Origin of the sequence: Streptomyces sichuanensis, assembly GCF_020328095.1 — a bacterium.
GTDB lineage: Bacteria > Actinomycetota > Actinomycetes > Streptomycetales > Streptomycetaceae > Streptomyces > Streptomyces cinnamoneus.
Window position 1 is genome coordinate 16,509 of record NZ_JAIXMK010000006.1, and the last position, 23,731, is coordinate 40,239.

The following is a 23,731-nucleotide window of genomic DNA, read 5'->3' on the forward strand; positions in this document are numbered from 1 at the left end:
TCAGTTGCTCCGCAGCGGCTTGCCGTTGGGGTCGATGAAGTGGGCGTGCGTGGTGATGTCGTCGGTGGCACCGAGGGTGCCGGTGATACTGGTGTTCTTGCCGACGTTCAGGTCACCGTCGACGTTCGCGTTCTTCTCCACGTAGAGACCCTTGTCCCCCATGACCTTCAGGCCGGCGATCACCGGGTCGGTGACGACGACCGTCGTCGTCTGGTAGTGGGTGGCGCCGGCGATGACGTACGACAGCTGGAAGGTGGTGTCGCGGGTGACCGTTCCCTTCCACACGAAGTCCTTGACCGGTTCGTCCTTCTTGCCGTCCGACTCCACGCTCCCCGTGGCCCCTGAGCTGTGGGCCACCGTGTAGTCGAGCGTCGACGGGCCGCGCCAGGTCAGACGGACCTCGCCGCCGGCCTCCACCTCGTACGGCTCGGCGTGGAAGTCGGTCACGACCTGCACGGGAATGGCCGGTGCCGGGAACTTGGTGATCGGAAGGCTGGTGAAGCGCGGGCTGTCGGGCCACGTGCCCTGGTCGGGGGTCGCCATCTCACGGACCTCGACCCGCGCCGTGCCCGGCTTCGTACCGATGCGCAGGTTCTTGAGCGTGATGGTGATGCCCGAGACGTCCAGCGGTGTCGTGTCGGTGGGCGGCTTGACCTGGAAGTGGGCGTAGTCGCCCTGCGGCAGGACGATGCTGGCGCCCTCCTGGATGTTGGCCACCGTCCAGCCCGGGGCGCTGCCGTCCCCGTCGCCCGCGGTGGCGGCGACGAGGCTCTGGGCGAGCTCGCCGTGCGGCAGGGAGATCAGGAACTCCCGGCAGTAGACGGTGCTGCCGCCGCCGTTGGAGATCACGAGGTGCAGGGTGGAACGCGGGGTGTCGTCGCTGACCGCCGCGTAGAGCGGGAACGGCTCGCTGATGATCGCGTAGTCGAGCAGGCAGCCCTCGTTGGCCGACTCGTTCACTGACGCTGTCCTTTCGAAGATGAGGCTGTTGTGGCGGGAGCTGACTGCTGCTTACGTGCCGTGGAAGCCGCCGGACAGTCGCAGGAAACCGGTCCGGATGACGGGGCCGTCCTCGTCCAGGCGGGCCGTCTGGTCGATCTGGACGATCCGCTCGTGGTTCCACGCCGGGACGGGCCCGCGGTCGCCCGGCCCGGAGCCCGGTCCGGAGTCCGGGCCCGAGCCCTTGGCCTTGGTGTCCGGAACCACGAGTTCCGACCAGTCCCAGACACCCTGCGGTGACGAAGGGTGGGGCAGGGCCAGGGCATTGACGAACGTGGCGGACTCGTTGCCGGTCGCCGTGCCGGCCTGCTGCCCCTCGGTCTTCTCGGCCGGTACCTTCCTCACCGTGGTGAGTACGGGGCTGAGCCGCAGCGCCACCTGCATCGCGGCCATCGCCGTACGGGTGACACGCGACGGCAGGCCCAGCTCCGTCACCGGCAGCAGGTCCGTCGTCGCGTGCACGGTCGCCTGCGGGTCGAGGAGGAGCGTGAGGTGCGTCCGCCGTACGGAGTCGGCGGTCAGGCGGGGCCAGTTGTCGTGGGCGATCTCGTCGACGTATCCGGTGGGCGCGGACGTCTGCGGCGTCGCCACGGCGTAGAACTTCTTGTAGTCCCCTTCCGAGAAGTAGCCGATCAGTCCGTCGCCCCGCTGTCCCGCATTGCCGAGGCGGACGGGCCAGGGATAGTTGAGGTGGTCCATCTCGGCGGGAGCCGTGCCGCCGGCGATGCGCTCGCGCCAGTCGGTGAGGGCCTTCCAGTCCAGCGCGTACCGCCAGCCCGGGTCGGCGGCTGGCGGGCCGTCGAGTTCGAAGCCGAGCCGCGCCCGGACGAGGGCGAGGGGCCTGCCGAGCAGCGCGCCGAGGACGTCGTCGCCATAGGGGTTGCCCGGGTCGATGCCGGCCAGCGCCTGGTCGACGGTGGACATCAGATCGGCGAAGGCGTCCGGGCCCCCGGCTGCCAGCTCCCGTGCGAAGGCGTACAGGTGCGGCCGTACGGTGCGCAGGTCGTCGAGCGTGTGGACCTGCGAGTCCGGGAGCGGTCCCCAGCCCACGACGGTCGTCGACGGGCCGCCGCCTTCGCCGGCCTGGAGCTTGAGGCGGAGTTCGCCCAGGGGCGCGCCCGTGGGGGCGTAGCAGAGCAGCGAGCGGTCGACGTAGTTGGGGATGATCCACGCGCACACCGGGGTGGTGTTCGCGTTCAGGTCGACGAGCCGCTCGTCGTCGTGTTCGTCGACGAAGTCGAACCGCAGCCGTGCGGGCTGGAGCAGGCGCGGCGGCAGCTGCACGAAGCGGTCCCGCAGCGCCTCGACGGCGTACCGGCCGTTGGTGTGCAGGCTGTCGGCGACCTTCGGGGCCAGGTAGTCGCTGTCCCCGGACAGCAGGATGTCGAGGTTCTGGCCGAACTCGTCGATGACGCTGAGTGCCTTCAGGGCGAACTGGCCGGCCCGGATCTGGGTGAAGCCGGACGGCAGCCAGCCCTGGAAGGGCGCGGGCAGCGGCCCGGCCTTCGGCAGATGACCGTAGACGTCACCGATGAGGTCGCCGATCTCTCCGGGCGGGCTGAGGTTCGGGGCCGTGTCGCGGCAGGCGAAGGCGTCGGTGAGGCCGTCCAGGCTCTGCGAGAGCAGATCGAGGTCCTTGATCTGGTCCGCGGCCGCCTTGAACGCCTCCTCGGACGCCTCCAGGTGGTCGGCGGCGTACTTCTCCAGCTCGCTGCCCAGGGCGTACTGCGGCAGCGGGACGAGGAAGCGCCGGCCGGTCACCTCCGCCGCCTCCTCGGCGGCGCCGCGCTCCCACCGGTAGGTGCTTCCGGTGAACTCCCAGTTGGGCGCGGCCTTGTCCCCGTAGGGGACGTTCCAGTGCCGGACCCGCCACTGGAACAGCAGCGGCTTCCACGGCTGCTGCCACTGCTGCGGCGCGGCGCCGGGCGCGATCACGCCGGCGTTGGCCGGGTCGAGCAGCCAGGTGAACTCGCCCAGCAGGGCGGCCACGACCGCCGGCAGACCAGTGGCCTTCAGGGTGTCGAACGGGGCGGGGAGCCGGCCGCCGGGTGCGACGCCGCCGAGGATCTGCCCGGGCGTACGGCAGGGCAGTGTGTCCTGGCCGGTCAGCGGGGCGTGCGCTGCGTGGCTGTTCGCACCGGCCAGCACCACGGTCGGGTCGGTCGGCTGGTGGAACGGCGGCAGCGCTTCCCGGCGGAGTTCGTATCCGTCGGGCTTCGTGTGCCGGCCCAGGTACGCGGCGATGGACCGCGCGAGCTCGGCCTCGTTCGTACCGTGCGGGATCTTGTCCTGGAGTTGCAGGAGCTCGCCCTTGCGCCGCTTCACTTCGGCGGCCAGGCCGGCGGTGTTCGCCGGGTCGATCTCGGCGCGGAACTGTTCGCGCCGGTACTGCGGGGGAATGAGGGGCAGGCCGTGCATCCACCACAGCGCGTACAGGCGCTTCTGCAGCGCGGCGAGCTCGCGCTCCGCCGTGTCGTAGGCGGCCTGGTCGCGGTTCAGCTGCGCCAGCCACTCCTCGTGCTCGTGGCCCGCGCCGGACCAGGTGACCGAGGCCGGGGAGCCGGAGGCGTTGCCCTTGTCGGAGGTGTCGGCGAGCCGCCACACGTAGCCGCCCGGCAGCTGCTCGAACCAGCCCTTGTGCAGAGCCTGCGCGGTACGGACGGCCCCGTCGGGCCCGTCGAGGGTGTTGGCCAGGCCGCTGCCGAGCGCGTGCAGCAGGGCGGGGTCGGCGTGGGCGATGCCTTGAGCGGCGCCGAAGCCGGCAGCGGAGCCCTCACCGGAGCCGGGATCCGAGCCGACGCCTGCAGGGTGGGCGGCCTGGGCGGCCTGGGCCGCCCCGATCAGGGCGGCGAGCGCTTCCTTCGCGCTGCTGCCGACCGCGATCTTGTCCTTGACCGTGTCCTTCGTCGGCCGCGCCGAGGCCGGCGCCTTCCCCTGCCGGTTCCACTGGACGCCGACGGTCCGGCCGCAGTAGGCGGTCCTGCCGGGCGTCCAGCCCTTGGGCAGGTCCGCCACGGTCCAGCCGAGCCGCTTCAGCGCCGCGTCCAGCGTGGCGTCGCCGTCGCCGTCGAGCAGCTTCTCCTGCGCCGGGTCCGAGTACCAGCCGGTCACCTGGTAGTGGACGGTCGCCGTGTCGATCCCGGTCAGCGGGTCGTGCAGCGAGAAGACGTTCTCGTTGTACGGCTGGTAGACGTGGAAGGTCATCAGTCCCGGCCCGACCGCCGTCAGGAACAGCTCGTTGCGGGCGTTCGGGTGTCCGGGGTCGGAGGGCTCGTCCCACGCCGTGCCACCGCGTCCGACCTCCTGGGAGCGCCCGATGCGCGTCGTGATGACGGTCGAGCGGTAAGGGGTCACCGACGGGTCCGTGACGTTCGGCCGTACGGGGTGCACGAAGGGGTTGGTGCCGTCCGTGGGGTCCAGGAAGTCGCTCTCCACCATCCAGCCGGTGAGGAACTCCGGCTGGTCCTGCACCTGCCGTACGACCAGCCAGCGGTTGGGTACGAGCGGGAACGCGCTGCGGCCACCGTCCTCGGGCGCGCTCGCCCGGCGCAGCGCCTCGGGCAGCTCCCAGCGCAGGTGGACGCCGTCGTGTCGCTGGTACGCGCCGTCGCCTTCGGCGCCGGTGGCGTTCCACTGCTCTTCGTTGGTGAACGGCGCGGGCTCGGGCGTCTTGTTGTGCCGCAGCAACTGGTAGTTGGGCTGCCAGCGGCGGAAGCCCTGGCCGTCGCGCTGGCGGAGGTTCGCGTTGACCACCAGGGCGTCGATGTTCACCGGGACGATGAGTGTGTCGTCGCGGTCAGCCATGGGGGTGGTCTCCTGTCGTGAGGGCGGGGGTGTGCGATGCGGGTTCGGTGGTGAAGGTGCGGCGCTGGGCCGCGTTGATCATCTGGATGGCGAACTGGCTCGGCGTGAGCGGCCGGTCCAGGCCGAGGGCGTCCTGCAGCCCGTTCGCCAGCCGCTCGACCCGCAGGACGGTGTCGGGATTGCCCGCCCCGGGGGCACGGACGCAGTCGCGCAGTCCGGGCCGGTCGGGGTAGTGCCGGTCCTCGCCCAGCTCCTTGCCGAGGGGCGCGGTGAGCGAGCGCAACCGGATGACGCCGTCCTCCACCGGGTCGTCGCTGCCGCCCTCCTCCAGCTCGTCGATGCCGAAGTGGAGGCCCTGCTGCGGCTCGGCGATCTCGACGCGCGCGGGTACGCCCTCGACGATGACGAGCAGGACGTCCTCGGCGAGCGCGGCGCGGCGCACGACCGGCAGGGCCGCCTCACCGTCGGTGGCACGGGCGTTGGGGTACGGGCGGATCTCCAGCCCCGGCCAGCCGCTGACGAGCTTCGAACGCAGCAGCAGTCCGGTGAGCGGCGCCGCGGGTTCCGGCAGTGGTGCCTTGCCCTCGGGGCCGAAGAGCAGGTCGTCGGCGGCGAGGTCGAAGGAGTGGGCGAGCCCTACGCTCAGCGCGCCCTCGACCAGGGTCGCGGTCCAGTCGGTGTCCACGTGGAAGAAGCGCAGGCTCTCGGCGGGCAGCATCCGGGCGTCGGGGACGAGATGGGCGAACGGCACGCCGTCCAGGTTCCGGAGCTTGATCAGCCACTGCTGGACGGCCTTGAGGTCCTCGTCCGGCTGCGCGGGGTCTGCGGCGTGCGGGCGGGGGCCTGGCGTTGAGCTCAGGCTCAGGCTCAACTCCGGACCGGGACCCGACTCCGGGCCGGCGGCGAAGCCGCTCTCCGCCATATCGTTCACCGTCCTGCGCGGAGCCACCGTCCCGGTGAGGGCCGCGACGGCTGAGCCCAGCCGCTCCCGCAGGTCCGCGTCCTCGCGCAGCCGACCCACGGTGAGGCCGGCCGTCGCCGGCAGGTCCGTCGCCGCCGCCGGCGGCGTGACGGGAACGTGCGGCACCGGCACGGGCACCGGTGTGCCCAGGGCACCGGCGCCGGGCGCCGCCTCCCCGGTCGCCGCCGCGACCGGGGCGGGGGCCGGGGCGGCGGCCAGTACGCGCCCGAGGTGGTCGGCGAGCCCGTTGGTGACGAGGTGTTCGAGGTGGACCCGTGCCCCGCCCGCCATCGCGGCCGGGGCACCGGAGGCCGCAGGGCCGGCCCCGAGAGCCATGGCCGCGAAGGGGACGGCGGCGCCGTGACCGTGGGCGCGCAGGGCAGTGTCCGCCACCTGCCGCACCTTGCCGCGCAGTCGCAGGAGCGCCGCGCTGAACTGGTGGTCGGCGAGGGCGACGCCCCGGCCCGCGGTGAAGGCGGTCGCGAGGCTGACGTCGAAGACGCCGTACTGCTGGAGGTGGATCAGCGCCTCGGCGGCGCAGCGGCGGCGCTCGCGCGCCGGCTGCGGCGGGGCGTACTCGGGGATGAGCGGCCCCCGGTACCAGCCGAAGGTCGCCCGCCCCGACTCGGTGCGGCACGACACGGGCAGATGGCCGCCGCGCAGCCGCGTCGCGACGTCCTGCTGCTCGGTCCCGGACAGCGGGCGGTCGGCCACCGGTACGCGCAGCAGCAGCGCGGAGCCCTTGTCGCCCTCCTGTTCGACGAAGTGCTCGGTCAGAGCGGCGAACCCGGGTGCGTGGTCGGCCAGCGTCTCGAACGCCCAGGAGTACAGCGACACCAGCCGCAGGTCCTGCTCCGGTCCGTCGTACGTCTCCTTGCCGCCGTCGGGCAGGTCGGGCAGCCAGCCCTCCAAGGAGACGAGGTGGGCGACGTACCGGCCGCCGGCCGCGCGGGGCAGCCGGTTGGCGACGACCACCGAGTAGTCGCCGAGCCGGATGCGGTCCAGCCCCAGGGTCACCCCCTGGTGCCGGGTGTCGACCCGGCGCACGTGCGTCAGGTACGGGAGCTCCGCCTTGGTGGGCGCGACGGCGTGGAAGATCCGGCGCGGCACCCGGATGGTGCGGCAGATCTCCTGCCCCTGGGCGCCCTCGGTGGGGACGGGGTCGTCGTGGTCGAAGCGCGGCAGGGTCACGTCCGTCCCGTCGTCGGGGTTGCGGGCGCTGTCGACCGCGAGCTCCACGACCGTGCGCGGGTCGGTCCGCCCGAGGCAGTGCGGGTCGCCGGGCAGCTCGCCCTCGCCGAAGACGAGGACCGCCAGCCACGGCAGCGGCGTCGCCTCCCCGCCGCCGTCCGTCCGGTCGATTCTCCGTTCCCAGGGCAGCGTCGGCCGGCTCAGCGTCATGTGCGGCAGGACGTCCGAGTACCGGCCGGTGGCTCCCGCGGGCGGGTATGCGCCGTGGACCCAGTCCGGCTCGACGGCGAAGCGTGGCGCGCGTACCTCCACCAGCTGTTTCACCGGCGTGGCGGCGGTCGGCAGGTACCCCTCGTCGACGGGGCTGCCGTTGCGGGTGAGGGTCTGGTGCGCGGTGAGGGTGTGGCGCCCGGCGGTGAGCCGGGGCACGAGGGCGTCGAAGAACTGGACGTTCAGCCGCTCACCGGGCTCCGGTGTGTGCTGGGGGTGGCTCATGCCGTACCGCCTTCGGTGGTTCGTGTGTCGCTGGGGGCAGCCGGTGGCTCCGGGGCCTGCGGCGGCACGGTGACGGCGAGCGCCACCGGATTGTCGGTGAGCGGGACGGTGACGGGCAGCAGGACCGGCGGGGTGGCGGTGGTGTCCACCACCTGGACCTGCCGGGCCTTCGACCGGACCACGAACAGCCGGGCGCTGTCGGCGGAGACCGCGAGTGCGACCGGATCCGCTCCGACCCACACGGGCTCGTCGACTTCCTGCGGTGCGGCGCCCGACACGTCGAACACCGAGACCGTGCCGGTGGTGACGGCCGCCACGTAGAGGCGGTTGCCGTCCGGGGAGACGGCCAGGGCGCTCGGGTCCGTGCCGGTGCGCAGGGTCGCGACGACGGTCCCCGCCGCCGGGTCCACGACGGTCACGGTGGAGTGGCCGTCGTTGAGCGCGTAGAGCCAGCGGCCCCGGGGGTCGACGGCCAGGCGGGTGGGGTGGGGGCCGGCGGGCACGTCGCCCAGTTCCACGGGCCACTTGCCGCCCGTGACGTCGATCCGGGCCACGACGCCCTTGTCCGGCTTGGCGAGATAGACCACCTGCGACGACGCGTCCCACCGTGCGGCGGGAACCGCCTCGCCGGGCCGTGTCTGCGCGCCGTAGTCCTGGTGCTTGCGGGGCGGTGCGGAGGCCAGGTCGAGCACCAGCATCTGGTTCGACTGTGCGGACGTGACGTAGGCCCACTTGCCGTCGGGCGAGACCGACGCTCCCTGTGCCTTCTGGTAGCCCCAGATGCGGTCGGTGAACAGCGACGGCACGTCGGTCCGCGGCGGGTTCCCGGAAATGTCACGGACGTCGATGCGCTGGTCGTCGTCGACGGCGCACAGCCGGTTGCCGTCCGGTCCGACGGCCATGTGGGTGGCGCCGGAGAACTGCAGTGTGAACGGCTCGTACGCGGTCAGGCCGTGCGCGTCGACCGGGGTGACGGTCTTCCCCGCGCCCAGGACGTACAGTCGCTCGCCACTGGGCAGCGGGTGGTCGCCCTCGGTCTTGGCGATCTTGGCCTTGACGTCGCCGGCCACCAGCGAGTCCTCCGCGGTGAGCCGCTCGTTGGTGCCGGGGCTCACGTCCAGGTAGCCCATGGCCTCGAACAGCCGGTCGCGGGCCCAGTCGACCGCGGTCCCGGACATGCTGCCGGTGGCGTCGCCCATGTCCCCGGAGTCCTGCCCGGCTGCCTCGACCGTCACCACGCCGGCCGGAAGCGTTTCCGCCGTCCCGGCCGGCACCGCTTCGGCCTGCAACTGCATCGCGACGGGCGTGGCGTGGGCGGGGGGCCGGAGCGGCAGGGTCCCCTCCGGTGTGCGGTCGTCGAACGCGAGGGTCTCCGCTTCGATGGGCCCCGGTGTGCTGCCTTCCTCGGGTGGCGGCAGCCGCAGGTCGACGCCGACGAGCTGGTCGTCCACCCGCTGGGGGCCGTTGGGGGTCAGCTTCCCCTCGTACGGGCCCCACAGCGCGGCGGGCAGGCTCTGCCGGGCGTCCGCGCTCCCCCCTGCGTACCAGTCGCGCAGGTCCAGGGTCTCCGGGGTCTCCTCGCCCCGGGTGAGCGTGACGGTGAGGACGGACTGCAGGCCCTTGCCCTCGTCGCGGCGTGGGCGGATGTCGACCTCGTGGCCGCTGATCTGCTGAGGATCCTTGGGCGCGGCGAGGATCAGGGTGGTGACCGGGACGGCGGTGCGGACGGCGAAGGAGAACGCCCCGGGTCCGACGACCCACAGCTCCTGCTGCCCGTCCTTGGCGCGCGTCGGGGAGAGTCCGTCCAGCGCGGACAGCCGGACGGCGTCCTCCTGGGCGGGCAGCTGTTTGACCACGTCCGGCCAGGGTGCCGGGCTGTCGTCCCGGGCGTTGCCGTTGCCGAAGGCGATGGTGAACGAGATGAACCACAGGTGGATGGTGACCTCGCCGGCGGTCGGCGGACCCCACAGCCGCAGCGACGCCCCGACCTCGACGCGGATCGTCTCGCGGACCAGCCACAGGTCGAGCACGTAGCTGACGCCGATGCTGATGCCGATCGCGACGTCGAAGCGGAACGGAGCCCACTCGATCAGCATGTCGGCGTGGGCGGTGAGCCAGGCGTGCAGGTCGCCGGAGCGGTAGTTCACGTCCAGCGCACCGCCGGCCATGACGGCCCCGGGGGTGAGCGCGAAGTACGCGCCGCCGCTGATCGTCAGCTCCCGGGTGACGGGCCAGGAGAAGCCCAGCTGCGGCACCTTCGGGTAGTGCGCGGGCACCGTGTACTTGGGGTGGTAGCCGCCCAGGGTCAGGACGAAGTCGCCGGCGTGCGCGTCGTCGAACCATGTGGAGAGCGCGAAGCCGCCGGTCAGTACGCACGCCTCGTCGATGAGGTACGAGCCGGGCGCCAGCTGTGCGGTGATCTTCAGGACCTGTTCGCTGGCCCGGTACTTGGCCGACAGGCCCAGCCGCACGCGCGCGTATTCGGGCAGGCGGGGGTCCTTCGGGAACCGTGCCTCGGCCGTGCCCAGCAGGGCGACCGCGAAGTCGTCGCCGACCTCCAGGGCCAGCAGGGCCTGGCCGTCGATGAACTCGAAGACCTTGAACGCCAGCCCCGCCGCGAACCACAGCTGCCCGGACGCCGGGCGCACCCAGGCGCCGTCGCCGCCCATCAGGGTGTCCAGCACCTTCAGCGGATCGGCGTCCGGGCTGGTGGAGGTCATGTCCTTCAGGAACGGGAACTCCAGCACCTGGTCGCCCTCGGGGAGCCGCAGCGTGGTGTTGAGCCCGAAACCGGCCATGATGCCGGTGATCTGGACGGGCGGCGGCCCGCCGAACTGTCCGCTCACCCGTCCGAACAGGAACAGCGACGGCACGTCGGGGGTCACCGCGGCCCGGGCGTACGCGCCCAGCGCCGTCAGCCCGAACTTCTCGGCCGAGACCACCAGCACGCCCTTGACCAGGGTCTCGTACGGCGTGCCCGCCGTCGCCTGGTTCACGAGCGCGCCCTTGATGGCCAGCGGCGGCCGGGAGTAGCCGACGGAGAGGCCGTCCAGGCGGAACTCCGGGTGCGCCGGGTCGGCGAGCGGGATGCCCAGGCCGAGCCCTTCGACGCCGAGTTCGAGCCCGGCCATGCCGAGCGAGGCGTCGAAGAGCACCCACACCGTTCCGTCGGCGAAGCCGACTCCCACCCTGCGCAGGTTCAGGGGGCCGACGGCGCGCTGGACGTCCACCCAGGCGACGAGCGGCACTCCGCTGCCGGGGGCGCCGGCGAGGGCCGTGTCCTCCGCCGGACCGGACGGCAGGGCGGGATGCTTGCTGCCGCTGCCGCTGCCGCTGCCGCTGCCGCTGCCGCCTGCCCGGACCAGGACCGAGACCGGTGTCGTACGGCCGGGCAGCAGCAGGTCCACGGCGAACGTCGCGCCCTTGGCGACGCCGTCGGCCGGCAGGGCGGGCAGGGCCGGGTCGCATGCGGTGAGGGCCTCGCCGAGCTGGCGCAGCGACGCACCCTTGAGGGCCTCCGAGGCGAGCAGCACGCCCAGCCCGCGGACGCCGACGTCCTGGCCGTCGGGGATCTGCCCGTGCAGCAGCGGCACCTGGGACAGGCTCGCCTGCAGCCCGATGGTGGCGCGTACCACCCAGGCGCGTGCGCCTCCCTTCGGCTGGACGGAGGCCACGACGAGCGACCCGCCGCCGCCCTTCTCGTGCACCGAGAACACGATGGACCTGCGGACGGAGGAGTAACCGATGGTGATCTTGTCGGCCGTGCCCAGCCGGCTCAGGATCTGTGCGGTTGTGTCGTTCTGGACACCGAGCAGTGCGGCCAGGTCGGCCAGGGACACGCCCTCGGTGTCCGTCCACTCCGCGGTGAACTCCGCGTGCTGGGCGTCCTTGACGGTGAACGTCAGCGTCCGCGGATCGGTTCCGGCCCGGGGTACTTCCAGGGTCAGGCTGCCGGTGTAGCTCTGGTCGTAGCCGGACTGCCCGCCCGTCCGCTTCGTGAGGGTCACGTCCAGGCCCAGCCAGGCGCTGATGTCCCCGAGCGGGAACTGTGCGCCGGCTTCGAGCCCGAAGGTCTTGCCGGCGCCGTCGTAGGTCACGGCAAGCCGCTCGACCGTGAGGTCCTTGAGCACGGGCGGCGGCGCGATGCCGAACAGACCGAAGATGTCGGCGGGCTTGAGGTGCGAGGCGCGTGCGGACAGCAGCCAGCCGCCGTCCTTCTCCCATGCGCCGTGCACGTTCAGGGTGGCCGAGTCGCCGAGGGTCCACAGCGCGTCGCACGCCGCCTGCGTGGTGCTGCCCTCCTTGCGCACCGAGAGGGCGACCTGGGAGAGCTCCACGCCGTCGGCGATCTTCAGCACGTCGTCCAGGAGCAGGTCGACGCCGTACCCGGGGTTCTCGCCGCCGAACTCGCCGTGGACGGACAGCTCGCTCACGGTCAGGTCCGTGCCGGCGGGGAAGCCGGGGAAGTGCTTCTCCAGCAGGGGCTTCACCCGTACCGGGCGCAGCAGGGTGCCGCTGACGCGGGACTGCCGGTCGTGCCAGTCGATCTGCACCGCGACGCTGATGTCGTCGGTCAGGCCGATCGTGCCGCCGACGAGGCCCTGCAGCCGGGGAGCAGGCCCGAACGGCTGGATGGCCCCGAACTCCGCGTGCAGGTCGTCCACGGTGAGCCCGTCGAAGACCTGCCAGGAACCGGTGACGTCGACGCGCAGCCAGACCGACTGCACGAAGCCGGCCGTGCGGGTCGTGCCGGGCGGGGCGAAGGTGACGACGAGGTCGGTCAGCGACAGCGCGCCGGCCACCGCGGCCAGGTCCGGCGGGAGGGCGAAGGTGGAGTCACCGGTCTTGTGGGCGAACTGCTGGAGGTCGTCGAGCCGGTCCACCTTCACGGGGTGGAAGCTGCCGGCCAGGCTCCAGGCGTGGGACGCGCTCAGGGGCGGGTAGCCCCACAGGTAGGGCCGCGCGCCGTCGCCGGCGCCGGCGGGGAAGTCCAGCTCCACGCCGAAGCCGAGGCGGGGTTCCAGGTCCCCGGTGGGGCCGGGCTCGACGCCGAGGACGAGGTGCACGGTGGATATCGCGAGGGCGTCGAGCACGCCGCGCACCGGGCGCAGGGTGTCGGGGAGCTCGTCGGATCCGGCGAGGGGGACGTCGATCCGGATGCCGACCACGTCGTCGCCGCCGTCCCCGGTGAGGAAGGAGACGGTGCCCGGGCGCGGTTCGTGGCCCAGCAGCTGGATCAGGCCCGTCACGCTCAGGCGGTCCTGGTCGGCGACCGCGTCGAGGACGCGGAGCACTCCGTCGGGTAAGTGGGTGGTGAACAGATCGGTCGCCGGCGGGAGCTGCAGGAACTCCGGCGTGACGACCAGCATGCCGTGCGGCAGCACGAGCTTCTCGCGCAGGGCGCTGACCGGCAGTGTCATCGGGGCCTCCTCAGTGGTGCCACAGCTCGAAGCCTCCGGCGTCGTCCAGGATCAGATGCCAGTCGGTGCCCTGGCCTTCGAAGTCCATGAGCTTGCGTTTCTTGGCGGCGCTCGGGCCGGGGCCGGGCTTCGGCTTCTTGGCCGTGGTGGCCTTGTCGGAAGCCGTGGGGATCAGGCTGGTGCCCAGGGCGAGCGGAGTGGACTTCCACACGAGGGAGAAGTCCGGATTCGTCGCGTCCGGGTCCTGCCAGTAGGTGTAGTCGTGATGCGGGGCCGTAGGGCCGGGAGAGGGCCCGGTGGCGCCCGGGCGCTTGTCGGGTGGCGCGATGACGGGCGGGGAGGTCTTGTTCCAGGTCGTGATGACCGTGTCCTGGAAGTGGCTGGCCTTGGGGATGTGGTAGTCCTTCTTGCCCGAGCTGACGAACATGCCCGTGGGCTTGAGGAACGTGACCCACGCGGCGGACGTCGAGGTGCCGCTCCCGTGGTGCCCGGCCTTCAGCCACCGGTTGCGGGCGTTGGCCACGAAGGCGTCCCCCGTGTACCGGTTCCGCAGCAGGTCCTCGTTGATCATGACGGCGTCGGCCATCAGCCACACCTGCTGGTGCTTTCCGTCCGTACCGGGCTTTCCCTTGAGGACGAACACCATGCTGCTGGCATTCGCCCACGTGGTCTTGTGATCGCCCACCCACTGGTCGTGGGTCTTCGCGCGGTAGTCGGTCAGCAGTTCCCCGGTGTACTCGGCGAAGAGCTTCTCCTTGGCGAGCTTGGTGAGGTCGTCGCCCGACGGGACGGGCCGGAGCTTGCTCATGGTGTCGAGCGGGGATTTGCGCGTGCCGTCCGCTGCGTGCTTCTCGTTGAAGGCGGCGACGTCGGCGTTGTACCGGTGCGTCTGATCGTTGTACGTGCCGATGGCCTTGTTGTCGGCCGTGACGTCTCCGGTCAGGACCGGTGGCGTCGGCAAGGGGGCGAACGTGTCGTCCTTCTCCACGGCGGTATTGGCCGCATCGGTCGCCTTGTTCCGGTCCACGACCTTGGCCTGCACGGGACCCATCGCCGCATTGCTGTCCTTCCGCTCCTTGGCGATGTCGGCGGCGTACAGCCCGAGGAGGTGGTCGACGTCGGCCGGGGGCTCCTTGGCGAGGAACGCTTCCGTCACCTTCCGGACGGCCTCGACCTCCAGGTGATCCTCGAATTCGTCGTTGCCCATCGAGTACGTCTTGGTGCGGAGGCTGTCGACGTACGCGTCGAACTCCTTCTGGTGGCCGGCCGCGACGTAGTCGCTGCCGAGCTTCCGCACCCCCTCGGCCGCGAACCACGCCTTCTGCAGCTCATCGGCCTTCTTGCTGTCCTTGGCGGAGCGGATCAGCCAGCGCGGCGCGGTCGTCCCGGCGTTGCGGACCGCCAGTACGGCCTTGTCCTTCGCGGCCTTTCGGTCCGTTTCGGACGCCAGAGCCTTCAGGAACCTGTTGCCGAACTCCGTTCTGCCGTCCGCCAGCAGCCGCTGCTCCAGCGCGTCACCGGAGAGGGTGCGCGGCGTGGAGGCACGCAGGCTTGTGACGGCATCGCTGACGTCGAGGAGTTTCTCCAGCAGCTTGGCGAGCTCCTCCTCCTTCGGCAGGGTGCTCGGCGGAATCACCTGGGCGGGGTGATTGAGCTTGTTGCCGGCGTCCGGGGACTTGCTGGCGCCCGTCGGCGACCACTTCTTGGGGTGCGGGCCGAAGGGCTGCGCACTCACGAGGAAGAGGTTCGGGAGTTCCGGCCCGGCGCCGACGGTCTCCGGGGGGAAGAGCGCCTCGGGGTCGCTCGGCGACTGAACGCGCAAGGGCACGCTCCGCACTTTGTGGGCGGGGTGGTCGGGGCAGGCGGCCGCGGCGGGCTGGGTGAGCAGCCGCCCGACGAACCCCTTGCCGTCACCTCCCTTGGCGCCCCGGGCGTTGCCCTCGCGGTAATTGTCGGGGTCGCACGAGTACCAGACCCGGCCCACCTCGTACTGGAGCTTTCCCGTGGGCAGGTTGGTCTTGGAATCCAGGTGGCACAGGATGTCTTCGAGGTTCCGGTAGTGGTCCTGGTCCGGGTGGCTGATCAGGAGGGCGTCGAGCACACCGCCGTTCTCGGCGATGCGCGTGCCGATCTCGTGCCGCAGGTGCGCCAGGAGGCGGGCTCTGTCGGTGCCGCTCACGGGCGCACTCGTCCTGCCCGGAGGAACGTCGCAGCCGCTGAACGTGCCGCAGTCCAGGAGGACCGTCCGTTTGCTGACGCGTGTTCCTCCAGGCCCCGGTTCGTAGAAATGGAGGAACGTGCAGTCGCCTTGACCGACGTTGAAGAAGACCACCTCGACGGGCATGAAGCCTCTCCGCGGGACGAAAGAAGTACGGGACCGCCCGACTTCTCCGCAACGCCCCCGGAGACGGGCCGAGGCAGAATGATGGGCCACTCACACGTGCCTCCTCGTCACCCTTCGGGTCTTTCCGGACAGCCCTGCCGCCGGCCGTGACACCGGCCCGCGCCGGGCAAAGACACCCAAGAGCGGTCCGTCGTGCACTGGTTACTGCAGGTCACGTGCTCCTGGAGCGGGGTGGCGCAACGCTCGGGCGAGGGCGAACATGACCGAAGATCGCTGGCCAAAGCCAAGGCGCCGAGGCCGTGGACGGCGGACCAGGCGAGGAACTCGGCGCCGGCGCGGTGCCTTTCGCCTCACGGTCACCGTTGCCGTCGTGTGCCTCACGCCTTGCCCGCCGCGTCGAGCCCTCTCTACGGTGGCGGCCATGGGACACGACATCGTTCGCCTGCACCACGTCGGTCACATCGTCGACGACCTGGCGCAGGCGCTCCTCCTCTACGAGCGGCTGGGCTTCGTCGTACCACCGCCCAGTTGCCCCGCGATGTCCCTCCGCGAAGGCGCTGTACCCGAGCCCTTCGGCGCCGCCAACACCCACGCCGACTTCCCGCGTTCCTTCCTCGAACTCGCGACCTGTGTCGAGGACGGCGACACCGACCGCCTACCGGCCGGCACACGCCTCGTGCCCCTGCAGGCGCCGGCCGAGCTGATGCCCCGGCTCGTGCAACGGATCAGCGAGACCACCGCCAACCTGGCGGCGTGCCTGAACCGCTTCGAAGGTCTGCACATCCTCATGTTCTCCTCGCCGGACATCGATGCCGCCGCCGCGAGACTGACCGCCGCCGGTGTGCGCCACGGCGGGGTGAACACCGTGCGACGTGCCGCGCCGCCGGGCGCGGCAACGCCGGTGGAGACCGTCCGTTATCTGGAGCTCGACGGCGACGGGCCCGGCGCCGCGCAGGGTTCCGTTGCCGGGGGACGGGTCGGCGTCGTCGCCGACCTGGACCCGGACGTCCAGGGCGCCCGCCACCTCGACCACCCCAACGGCGCCGTCGGCCTCGTCGAGGCCGTGCTCTGCGTCGCGGACCGGGAACTGGCCACGGTTCAGCAGCGGTACGAGACCTACCTCGGCCGGCCGTCACGGCCCGAGGGACCGGCCCGCATCCTCGATCTCGACGGTGCCGCCCTGACCCTCGTGCCCGACTCCGGCCTCGCGACCCTCCTGCCGGGGGAACGGCCCCCTGCACTCCCGGCGCTCGTCGGCTGCACCGTCGCCGTACGCGACCTGGCCCATACCCACGCCCTGCTGCACCGCAACGGACTGCCCCTGCGCGAGGCCCCCTCCGGCGACATCTTCGTACCGGCCGACGCCGCGCTCGGCACCGCTGTCGTCTTCCGCCAGGCTGCTCCACCGGCGGCAGCTGCGTGAGGCGACGGCGCCGGGAGCGGACCGGCGGCTGGATGTTCATCGCCCTCGGGGACGAGGTGGCCTCCGCCGGGTAACGCCCGCTAGGACCGCGTCGCCTTCCCGCACTCGTCCCCAGAGGACTCGCCCCGCCCGACCGGCGCGCTGCGGTCGTACGGGTCGACCTCCCTGCCGGCTCCGTCCGCCCGGCGGTCCGTGCCGAAAGGCGGGGTGAAGTAGCCGGTGAGGGCGCCGCAGCCGCCGTTGGTCATGTGGTACTTGTGCGAGACGATCGAGAACGTGCCCGGCTCGGTGATCACCTCGGCAGGGTCGTCCCAGCTCAGGACCAGTTCGCGCCGGACGATCGTGCGCACGATCTCGTCGCCGCCCGCGTCCGCACGGGTGACCGGGTAGACGAAGGTGACGTCGGCGGTCACCTGGAGCGCGCCGCGCTCGCCCTCCCGGTAGGTGAGCTGGCCCCGGGTCTTCACGACGTCGCCGACCAGGCGGGTGCGGGAGGGCTGGAAGCGGCTGAAGAGGAGAAGGGGGTCGTTCTTCTCGCTCGGCGTCCGGAAAGCGGTTTTCAGAAGGTCCTGGACGTCCTTCTGGTGCGGGTTGATCAGTGCGATCGCCTTCTCGGGGCTCTCACCCTGCAGCACCCCGCGGTCCAGGCCGGATGCGACGAGGAAGTCCCGGCTGCGGGCGAGGGCCTGCTCGACCTCGGCCGCGCTCATCCAGCCGACCGCCCGGGCCTCCGGCACGGTGATCCCAGCCGCTCCGCTCGCCCAGCTCGCCGCCGGCGAGCCCCGGAACGGCTCGTCCATGGTGGGACGTTGGGTCGCCTCCGCCGGAGAGTCGGCACCGGCGAACAGGTCCACTATCCGCCCCGGCGCGAGCGCCACCACCAGCAGCACCAGCGAGGCCAGCAGCCCGACCACGTACCAGCCCGTGCGCCGCTTGGGCCGTGCGGGGGTGTAGCTGCGCCAGCCCTCCAGGCCGGCGCCGGGCTCCGCGCGGAGCCGCTTCGCCACATCGCGGGCCCGCGCCGACGGCTCCTTGGGCGCGTCGGCGACACCCGCCACCGACTCGCGCAGAAACCGCTCCCACTCCTCGTCGGACCTGGACGAGCCGTCCGGCTCGGTACCCGTGCCCATCCTCAACCCCCTGGCGATCAACAGTCCGCGGCCCACTCCCCTGGGACGCGTCCGCATAATGACACAGCGTGCTGACAGTGGGACTGGCTGGGCGGACGGGGTGGGCGCGCCACCCCCTGCCCCCGCCGGGGTGCCGGCAGGCCGTCGGCCGAAGCCTCAAGACGCGGACGGGAAGGGCAACGCTTTTCGGCGCCGCGAGCGGACGGCCGCTCAGGCGGCCCCGGCACCGGGCTTCGTGTGATAATTTCGGCGCCGCCGTGCGCTGTTGCCAACCGAGGAGGTGAGACCGATCAACGCTGTGACATGTCGGGACTCCCTCCTTCGCATGGCCTAGGGAGTGCCCGCAGAAGGCATCCCGAAAGGCTTGATACGCTATGCGCTTCATCTCTGAGTCGTCGTCCGACGGCGTCTGCGAACAGCTCTTTACCCTCGGTGAGATTCCCGGTGTGCTGTGGACGCCCGAAGGCGCCACCGGCACTCGTCCCCTGATCGTGATGGGGCACGGCGGCGGCCAGCACAAGAAGGCTCCCGGCGTCGTGGCCCGTGCGCGCCGTTTTGTGGCCGAGTGCGGTTTCGCGGTGGTGGCGGTCGACGTACCCGGCCATGGTGACCGGCCGAAGGACGAGGAGTACGACCGGATCGCGACCGAGAACCAGGCTCGCGTGGACGCCGGAGAGGAGCTGGCTCCGCTGCTCGCCGGCTTCCAGGCGCTCGTGGCTCGCCAGACCGTCCCCGAATGGCGGGCGGTCCTGGACGCGGTCCAGGAACGTGAGCACGTCGGCGCCGGCCCGGTCGGCTATTGGGGCGTGTCGTTGGGCTGCGGACTCGGCGTTCCGTTCGTTGCCGCCGAACCCCGGGTCCGCGCGGCGGTGCTGGGCCTGGGCGGGGCGCCGGCATCGGCCGAGGCCGCCGCGCGGGTCACCGTCCCGGTGGAGTTCCTGGTGCAGTGGGACGACGAGCGGGTGCCGCGGGCCCAGAGCCTGGCACTGTTCGACGCCCTGGCCTCACCCGAGAAGACGCTGCACGCCAACCCCGGCAAGCACGCGGAGATCCCGGCGTTCGAGCTGGACAGCACGCTGCGGTTCTTCACCCGACACCTCGGCTGACAGCTGGCAGCTGACACCACCACGTGCGGTGCACGACGCGCCGATGGGGACCGTCCCATCGGCGCGTTGCACTGCGGTCGGCCGTCCTCGCGCTGTCGCGCACGGCTGGGCTGGGTCCGGAATCAGGCGGGGAGGGCGTCGACCGTGGGGACGACAGTGCCGAACAGGTCGGTGATGGTGGTCAGGGCGGCGGTCTGGAGGGCGGCCGCGGACAGGGGTGTGCCGTCGGGTGCGGAGAGGGCGCGGGTGGCGGTGGCCTCGGCGACGACGGTGGGGCGGTAACCGAGGTTGAAGGCCCCCTGCGCTGTGTAGCTGACGCACATGTGGGTCATGAAGCCGCCGATGACCAGGTCCTTGCCTCCGCCCGGAGAGGCGCCCAGGTCGGTCAGGGTCTTCTCCAGGCCGGTGAGGTGGAAGGCGTTGGGGAACTGCTTGACCACCACTGCCTCGCCGTCCGCCGGGGCGACTTCGTCGCTGATGGCGCCGATGCGGGCGCGGACGTCATAGGGGGTGTTCTCGCCGCCGTCGTTGATGACGTGGATGACGGGTATGCCCGCGCCGCGTGCGCGCGCGAGGAGACGGGCGCCGGCTGCGAGCGCTTCCTCGGCGCCTTCCAGGGCCATGACACCGGTCCGGTAGGTGTTCTGGAAGTCGATCATGATCAGAACGGAGTCACTCAGCCTGGGCGGCTGGTTGTCCAGACCGATGACGTCGCGCAGGGTTGCGGAGGGCTGATTGCTGTTCATGGGAAACCTTTCATGAGGGAATCAGGCATGGCGGGGCTACCCGCCTGGCCTGCGCAGGGGGTTATCGGTGGGGGGGAGGGGGTCAGGCGGACTGGGTGCGGAAGCGGCGGCGGTAGGCGGCCGGGGTGATGGCGAGCTGCCGTTTGAACGCCCGGTGCAGGGACTCCACGGAGCCGAGTCCGGCCGCGGCCGCGACCTGGTCGAGCGGGCTGTCGCCGGTCTCCAGCAGGCGCCGGGCCACTTCGACCCGGGCGGCTTCGACGTAGGCGGCGGGACTGGTGCCGGTCTCCCGTGTGAAGACCCGGGCGAAGTGGCGCTCACTCAGGCACATCCGGGCCGCCAGCACTCCCGCGGACAGGTCCTCGTCGAGGTGGTCGGCGATCCACAGCCGCAGCTCGTCGATGTCACGGCGGGCGGAGGCGGGCCGGCTGAGCGGCACGGAGAACTGGCTCTGCCCGCCCTGCCGCTTGAGGTACATCACCAGGTGCCGGGCCACCGACAGGGCTACGTCCTCGCCCAGGTCCTCGGCCACCAGCGCGAGCGCGAGGTCCAGGCAGGCGCTGATTCCGGCTCCCGTCCACAGCCGGCCGCGGTCGGCGCGTACGAAGATGGGGTCCGGGTCCACCCTGACGGCCGGATGGTCGGCGGCGAGCTGGGCGGCCGTCGACCAGTGCGTGGTCGCCGTCTTCCCGTCCAGCAGCCCGGCCGCCGCCAGCACGTGCGCGCCCACGCACACCGACGCCACCCGCCGGGCGTGCGCAGCGGTCTCCTTCACCCAGGCCACGACATCGGCGTCGATCCTGGCCGACGGGCCGTCCTCGGTCATGTCGACCGCACCGGGCACCAGCAGAGTGTCCACGCGCCCGCCGACCTCGTCGAAGGCCAGATCGGCCAGCAGCCGCACGCCCGCCGACGTCCGCACCTCACCGGCGACCGGCCCGGCGAGGCGGACCTGGTAGCCGGCGCGGCCCGCCGTCTCCCGGTTGGCCAGCGCGAAGACCTCGGCCGGGCCGGTGACGTCGAGGAGATCGACATCGGGGAAAACCGCGATGACGACACGGTGCGAAAGGGGCATGAGGTCATCCTCAACCCCACCGCCCATGACGGCAATGACGGCTATCTGTCACATCCAGACATGCGGCCGGGTCCGGCGCGACGCTCCCGTCACCGACGAGCAGCCTTGTCCCCATCGCCAGCGCGCTCCCCGGCACACCGGACATCACGCCTTCTGAACGGCCCCGCTCGCCAGCCGCTGCGCCGCCCGCTCGCCGCGCCGGCCCACGGGCTCGACCCCCCATGCCGCCCCCAGACCGGTCGGCGGCATGTCGACGTAGACCGACTCGTACGAACCGGCCGGGACGACGTACGTCTCGTGCCAGATCCCCACGCCGCCCTTGCTGTCCCGCACGCGGCGGTTGAACGCCGCCCACGCGGGGCGGTGCTGCCCGCTCTGGTCGGAGGCGTAGGCGAGCAGCTTCTCGCGCGACTCCCAGTACTGCACGACGCCGAATACGCGGCGACCGCCGCCCAGCGCCCGGAGACCCAGCAGCCCGCTGTCGTCGTCCTGCGAGAGCTCCTTGAGCATGCGCGGCATCGCGGCCAGGGTCGGCAGCCAGTGGCGTACGGCCCGCCAGCGGTTGATCCGCATCCCGATGAGGAAGACGACGACGTCGCCCTCCGCGGCGGCCGTGACCCGTCGCTCGGACATCGGTGCACTACCCATGAGGTTCCCCGTTCCGTATTGGATAGCGTCGCTATCCATGCTTGGATAGTGCCACTGTCCAAGGAAAGGCGCAAGAGCATGCGACTGGCGGAGCTGAGCGAGCGCAGCGGTGTGTCCACCGCCACGATCAAGTACTACCTGCGCGAAGGGCTGCTCCAGCCCGGGCGCCGGATCTCCGCCACCCAGGCCGAGTACGGGGAGGATCACCTGCGGCGGCTGCGCCTGGTGCGGGCGCTGATCCAGATCGGCGGGGTTCCGGTGGCCGCCGCGCGCGAGGTGATCGCCGCCGCGGAGGACGAGTCGCTGGACCACCACCTGCGGCTGGGTGCGGCGACCCGGGCGCTACCCTGCGCTGAAGAGGTGGCCGAGGACGACCCGGCAGTGGAGACCGCCCGCCGCTCGGTGGAGACGCTGCTGGAGCGGCTGGGCTGGTCCTCCGACCCCGACAAGGACATGGTCAACCCCGCCCGTCGGCGGCTCGTCGACTCGGTCGCCGCGCTGGTGCGGCTCGGCTACCCCTGCGGCGTCGAGCAGTTGCTGCCGTACGGGCAGCTGGCGGCGCAACTGGCGGTCAGCGACCTGGACCTGATCGAGGAGCAGCCGACCCCGGCCGGGCAGATCGAGGCGGCCGTCGCGCTTACGGTGCTGTACGAACCGGTGCTGCTGAGCCTGCGGCGCATCGCTCACTCGGAGGAATCGGCCCGGCGCTTCTGAATGCCGCAACGTAGGCAGGGCGCCCACCCGTTGCCGCGAGGAACAGCTGAAGGTGCTCACCCTGGGCGCGGAACGTCGCCGGCCTCACGGCGGCCTACGAACTCTCCTTGCGCGGCTACCACTGCACGGTCCTGGAAGCCTGGCGCCGGGCCGGCGGCCGGAACCGCACGGCCCGGCAGGCTGACGAGCCCTACGGGCTCGACGCACGCGGAGAACTCACGCGCACCCACCGCTGCGACTTCGACGAGGGGCCTCTACCTCAACCTCGGCCCGGGCCGCATCCCAGGAACGCGCCCGGGAGCTTAGCGACATGACACCGCAGCGGCGGATCCACGGCGTCATGCCCCTGACCGCGCCGCCCGCGGTCAGGGCCCGGACTCCGTCGCCCTCACCCAGGGCCCGTTCCGAGGGTCACCTTCTGGCGGGACTCACCAGGTCACAGGCAGCGCCGCCGCCATGATGGCCATGCGATTGGGGTGCCAGGGGACCTCCGCGGGGGGTACGGCGAGGCGGATTCCGGGGAGGCGGTCGAGGAGGACGCGGAAGGCGACGTCGGACTGGCGGCGGACCAGATGGGCGCCGGGGCAGTGGTGGCGGCCGTAGCCGAAGCGCAGGTGCGGGTTGGGGGAGCGGGCGGGATCGAAGTCCTCGGGGTCGGAGAACGCGGCGGGGTCGTAGTTGACCGCGTCCAGGGAGAGAAGGATCATGTCGCCCTCCTTCACCTCCGCGTCCCCGAGCCGCGCGTCCCGGGTGACGAAGCGGGGGATCGCGTTGCCCAGGACGACGCTGCAGCGCAGGAGCTCTTCGACGCACTGCGGCATCGTCTCCGGACGGGCGCGGACCGCGCTCATGACGTCGGGGCGCTGCAGGAGGTTGAAGGCCGCGACGCCCAGGAAGCTCGCGAAGTCCTCGTAGCCGCTGACGAAGAGGACGGACACGATGTTCGACAGCTGCTCGTCCGTCAGCCCCTTGTGCCCGGCATTGAGGTCGGCGAGACGGTCCGCCAGGCCGCGCGGCTCGCCGGGGCGGCGAGCCGCCATGTGTGCGTGCATGTACACGCGGATCTCCTCCCAGTTGCGGGCGAGTTCCTCGTGCGTGGGCGTGACCATGGTCAGGTCCAGGTCGGCCCGTACGGCGAGCCAGGCGTGGTCCTCGAAGGGCAGGCCGAGGAGCCGCATCATGCACTGGCCGGCGACCCACTCCGCGAAGTGGCGCTGCAGGTCACCGGGGCTTCCTTCCCGGACCATCGCGTCCAGGCCCTCGTGGGTCACGCCTTCGACCCAGTCGGCGGGCAGCTCGGGCTGGTTGCGGCCGAGGGCCTGGAGCACCTCGTCGCGCAGGCCGGCCTTCTGCAGGTGGTTCATGGCGTCGAGCAGTTCGGGCGCCAGGATCGGGGCGTCCTGGCCCGGGCTGTCCGCCTCGGCCAGCACCGATCGGGCGAAGGCGCGGTCCCGCAGCACGTGCTGCGTCAGCTCGTAGCCGGTGACCAGCCACGCCTCGTCGCCGGAGTTGGTGCTGACCCGGGCCACGGGGCAGCGGCCGCGCAGTTCGGTGAGTTCGGGCGCGAGCCGGTCACCCCGGGTGCTGAAGGGATAGTGGGGGAGGGGCGCTTCGTGCGGGGCTTCCGCGGACGCGGGTGCGTGAGGTGTGGTCATGGGGTGCGGGCCTCTCTTAT

The 23,731-nt window shown here is 71.9% G+C and carries 14 protein-coding genes; 4 read left to right on the forward strand and 10 right to left on the reverse strand.

Annotated features, from left to right (window positions below; genetic code table 11):
* The 5 genes from LE181_RS04240 to LE181_RS04260 are packed head-to-tail and all read right to left on the reverse strand — an operon-like array spanning position 1 to position 15,214.
* Positions 1 to 960 (reverse strand): hypothetical protein, encoded by a 960-nt coding sequence (locus LE181_RS04240; RefSeq protein ID WP_225659655.1) that lies wholly within the window; start codon positions 958 to 960, stop codon positions 1 to 3.
* Between the two features lie 51 nt (positions 961 to 1,011).
* On the reverse strand, positions 1,012 to 4,803 hold the full coding sequence (locus LE181_RS04245) for a hypothetical protein (protein WP_225659657.1): 3,792 nt from the start codon (positions 4,801 to 4,803) through the stop codon (positions 1,012 to 1,014).
* Positions 4,796 to 7,450, reverse strand: a complete 2,655-nt coding sequence (locus LE181_RS04250) for a hypothetical protein (protein ID WP_225659659.1) — start codon at positions 7,448 to 7,450, stop codon at positions 4,796 to 4,798. Before LE181_RS04250 ends, LE181_RS04245 begins: the two co-directional genes overlap by 8 nt.
* On the reverse strand, positions 7,447 to 12,870 hold the full coding sequence (locus LE181_RS04255) for a YncE family protein (protein WP_225659660.1): 5,424 nt from the start codon (positions 12,868 to 12,870) through the stop codon (positions 7,447 to 7,449). Before LE181_RS04255 ends, LE181_RS04250 begins: the two co-directional genes overlap by 4 nt.
* A 10-nt stretch (positions 12,871 to 12,880) precedes the next feature.
* On the reverse strand, positions 12,881 to 15,214 hold the full coding sequence (locus tag LE181_RS04260; RefSeq protein ID WP_225659661.1) for a ComEC/Rec2 family competence protein: 2,334 nt from the start codon (positions 15,212 to 15,214) through the stop codon (positions 12,881 to 12,883).
* Positions 15,215 to 15,635: 421 nt separating this feature from the next.
* Between LE181_RS04260 and LE181_RS04265 the strand changes: the two genes are divergently transcribed.
* Positions 15,636 to 16,637, forward strand: coding sequence for a VOC family protein (locus LE181_RS04265; RefSeq protein ID WP_225659662.1), 1,002 nt, complete (start codon positions 15,636 to 15,638; stop codon positions 16,635 to 16,637).
* Positions 16,638 to 16,717: 80 nt separating this feature from the next.
* Here the strand turns inward: LE181_RS04265 and LE181_RS04270 are convergent, their stop codons facing one another.
* Positions 16,718 to 17,767, reverse strand: coding sequence for a hypothetical protein (locus LE181_RS04270; protein WP_225659663.1), 1,050 nt, complete (start codon positions 17,765 to 17,767; stop codon positions 16,718 to 16,720).
* Positions 17,768 to 18,141: 374 nt separating this feature from the next.
* Here LE181_RS04270 and LE181_RS04275 point away from each other — a divergent pair, with 374 nt between their 5' ends.
* Complete coding sequence (locus LE181_RS04275; RefSeq protein ID WP_225659664.1) at positions 18,142 to 18,873, forward strand: dienelactone hydrolase family protein; 732 nt, start codon at positions 18,142 to 18,144, stop codon at positions 18,871 to 18,873.
* A 122-nt stretch (positions 18,874 to 18,995) separates the two neighbouring features.
* Here the strand turns inward: LE181_RS04275 and LE181_RS04280 are convergent, their stop codons facing one another.
* From LE181_RS04280 to LE181_RS04290, 3 genes are all read right to left on the reverse strand, one after another.
* A complete protein-coding gene (locus LE181_RS04280; protein WP_225659665.1) occupies positions 18,996 to 19,619 on the reverse strand; it encodes an isochorismatase family protein in 624 nt (207 codons plus the stop codon).
* 82 nt (positions 19,620 to 19,701) lie between these two features.
* Positions 19,702 to 20,694: a GlxA family transcriptional regulator gene (locus tag LE181_RS04285; protein ID WP_225659667.1), complete on the reverse strand. Its 993-nt coding sequence runs from the start codon at positions 20,692 to 20,694 to the stop codon at positions 19,702 to 19,704.
* Positions 20,695 to 20,838: 144 nt separating this feature from the next.
* On the reverse strand, positions 20,839 to 21,342 hold the full coding sequence (locus tag LE181_RS04290; RefSeq protein WP_225659669.1) for a DUF4188 domain-containing protein: 504 nt from the start codon (positions 21,340 to 21,342) through the stop codon (positions 20,839 to 20,841).
* Between the two features lie 78 nt (positions 21,343 to 21,420).
* Between LE181_RS04290 and LE181_RS04295 the strand changes: the two genes are divergently transcribed.
* Positions 21,421 to 22,056 (forward strand): MerR family transcriptional regulator, encoded by a 636-nt coding sequence (locus LE181_RS04295; protein WP_225659671.1) that lies wholly within the window; start codon positions 21,421 to 21,423, stop codon positions 22,054 to 22,056.
* Between the two features lie 107 nt (positions 22,057 to 22,163).
* Complete coding sequence (locus LE181_RS04300) at positions 22,164 to 22,370, forward strand: hypothetical protein (RefSeq protein ID WP_225659672.1); 207 nt, start codon at positions 22,164 to 22,166, stop codon at positions 22,368 to 22,370.
* A gap of 114 nt (positions 22,371 to 22,484) precedes the next feature.
* On the opposite strand, the gene LE181_RS04305 is transcribed toward LE181_RS04300, so the two are convergent.
* Positions 22,485 to 23,711, reverse strand: a complete 1,227-nt coding sequence (locus LE181_RS04305; protein ID WP_225659673.1) for a cytochrome P450 — start codon at positions 23,709 to 23,711, stop codon at positions 22,485 to 22,487.
* Positions 23,712 to 23,731 lie beyond the last annotated feature (20 nt).

Coding starts and splice junctions, on each gene's coding strand:
- LE181_RS04260 (WP_225659661.1), bottom strand. CDS start 15,214: ATGCCCGTCGAGGTGGTCTTCTTCAACGTCGGTCAAGGCGACTGCACG.
- LE181_RS04250 (WP_225659659.1), bottom strand. CDS start 7,450: ATGAGCCACCCCCAGCACACACCGGAGCCCGGTGAGCGGCTGAACGTC.
- LE181_RS04245 (WP_225659657.1), bottom strand. CDS start 4,803: ATGGCTGACCGCGACGACACACTCATCGTCCCGGTGAACATCGACGCC.
- LE181_RS04275 (WP_225659664.1), top strand. CDS start 18,142: ATGCGCTTCATCTCTGAGTCGTCGTCCGACGGCGTCTGCGAACAGCTC.
- LE181_RS04295 (WP_225659671.1), top strand. CDS start 21,421: ATGCGACTGGCGGAGCTGAGCGAGCGCAGCGGTGTGTCCACCGCCACG.
- LE181_RS04290 (WP_225659669.1), bottom strand. CDS start 21,342: ATGGGTAGTGCACCGATGTCCGAGCGACGGGTCACGGCCGCCGCGGAG.
- LE181_RS04265 (WP_225659662.1), top strand. CDS start 15,636: ATGGGACACGACATCGTTCGCCTGCACCACGTCGGTCACATCGTCGAC.
- LE181_RS04305 (WP_225659673.1), bottom strand. CDS start 23,711: ATGACCACACCTCACGCACCCGCGTCCGCGGAAGCCCCGCACGAAGCG.
- LE181_RS04270 (WP_225659663.1), bottom strand. CDS start 17,767: ATGGGCACGGGTACCGAGCCGGACGGCTCGTCCAGGTCCGACGAGGAG.
- LE181_RS04285 (WP_225659667.1), bottom strand. CDS start 20,694: ATGCCCCTTTCGCACCGTGTCGTCATCGCGGTTTTCCCCGATGTCGAT.
- LE181_RS04280 (WP_225659665.1), bottom strand. CDS start 19,619: ATGAACAGCAATCAGCCCTCCGCAACCCTGCGCGACGTCATCGGTCTG.
- LE181_RS04255 (WP_225659660.1), bottom strand. CDS start 12,870: ATGACACTGCCGGTCAGCGCCCTGCGCGAGAAGCTCGTGCTGCCGCAC.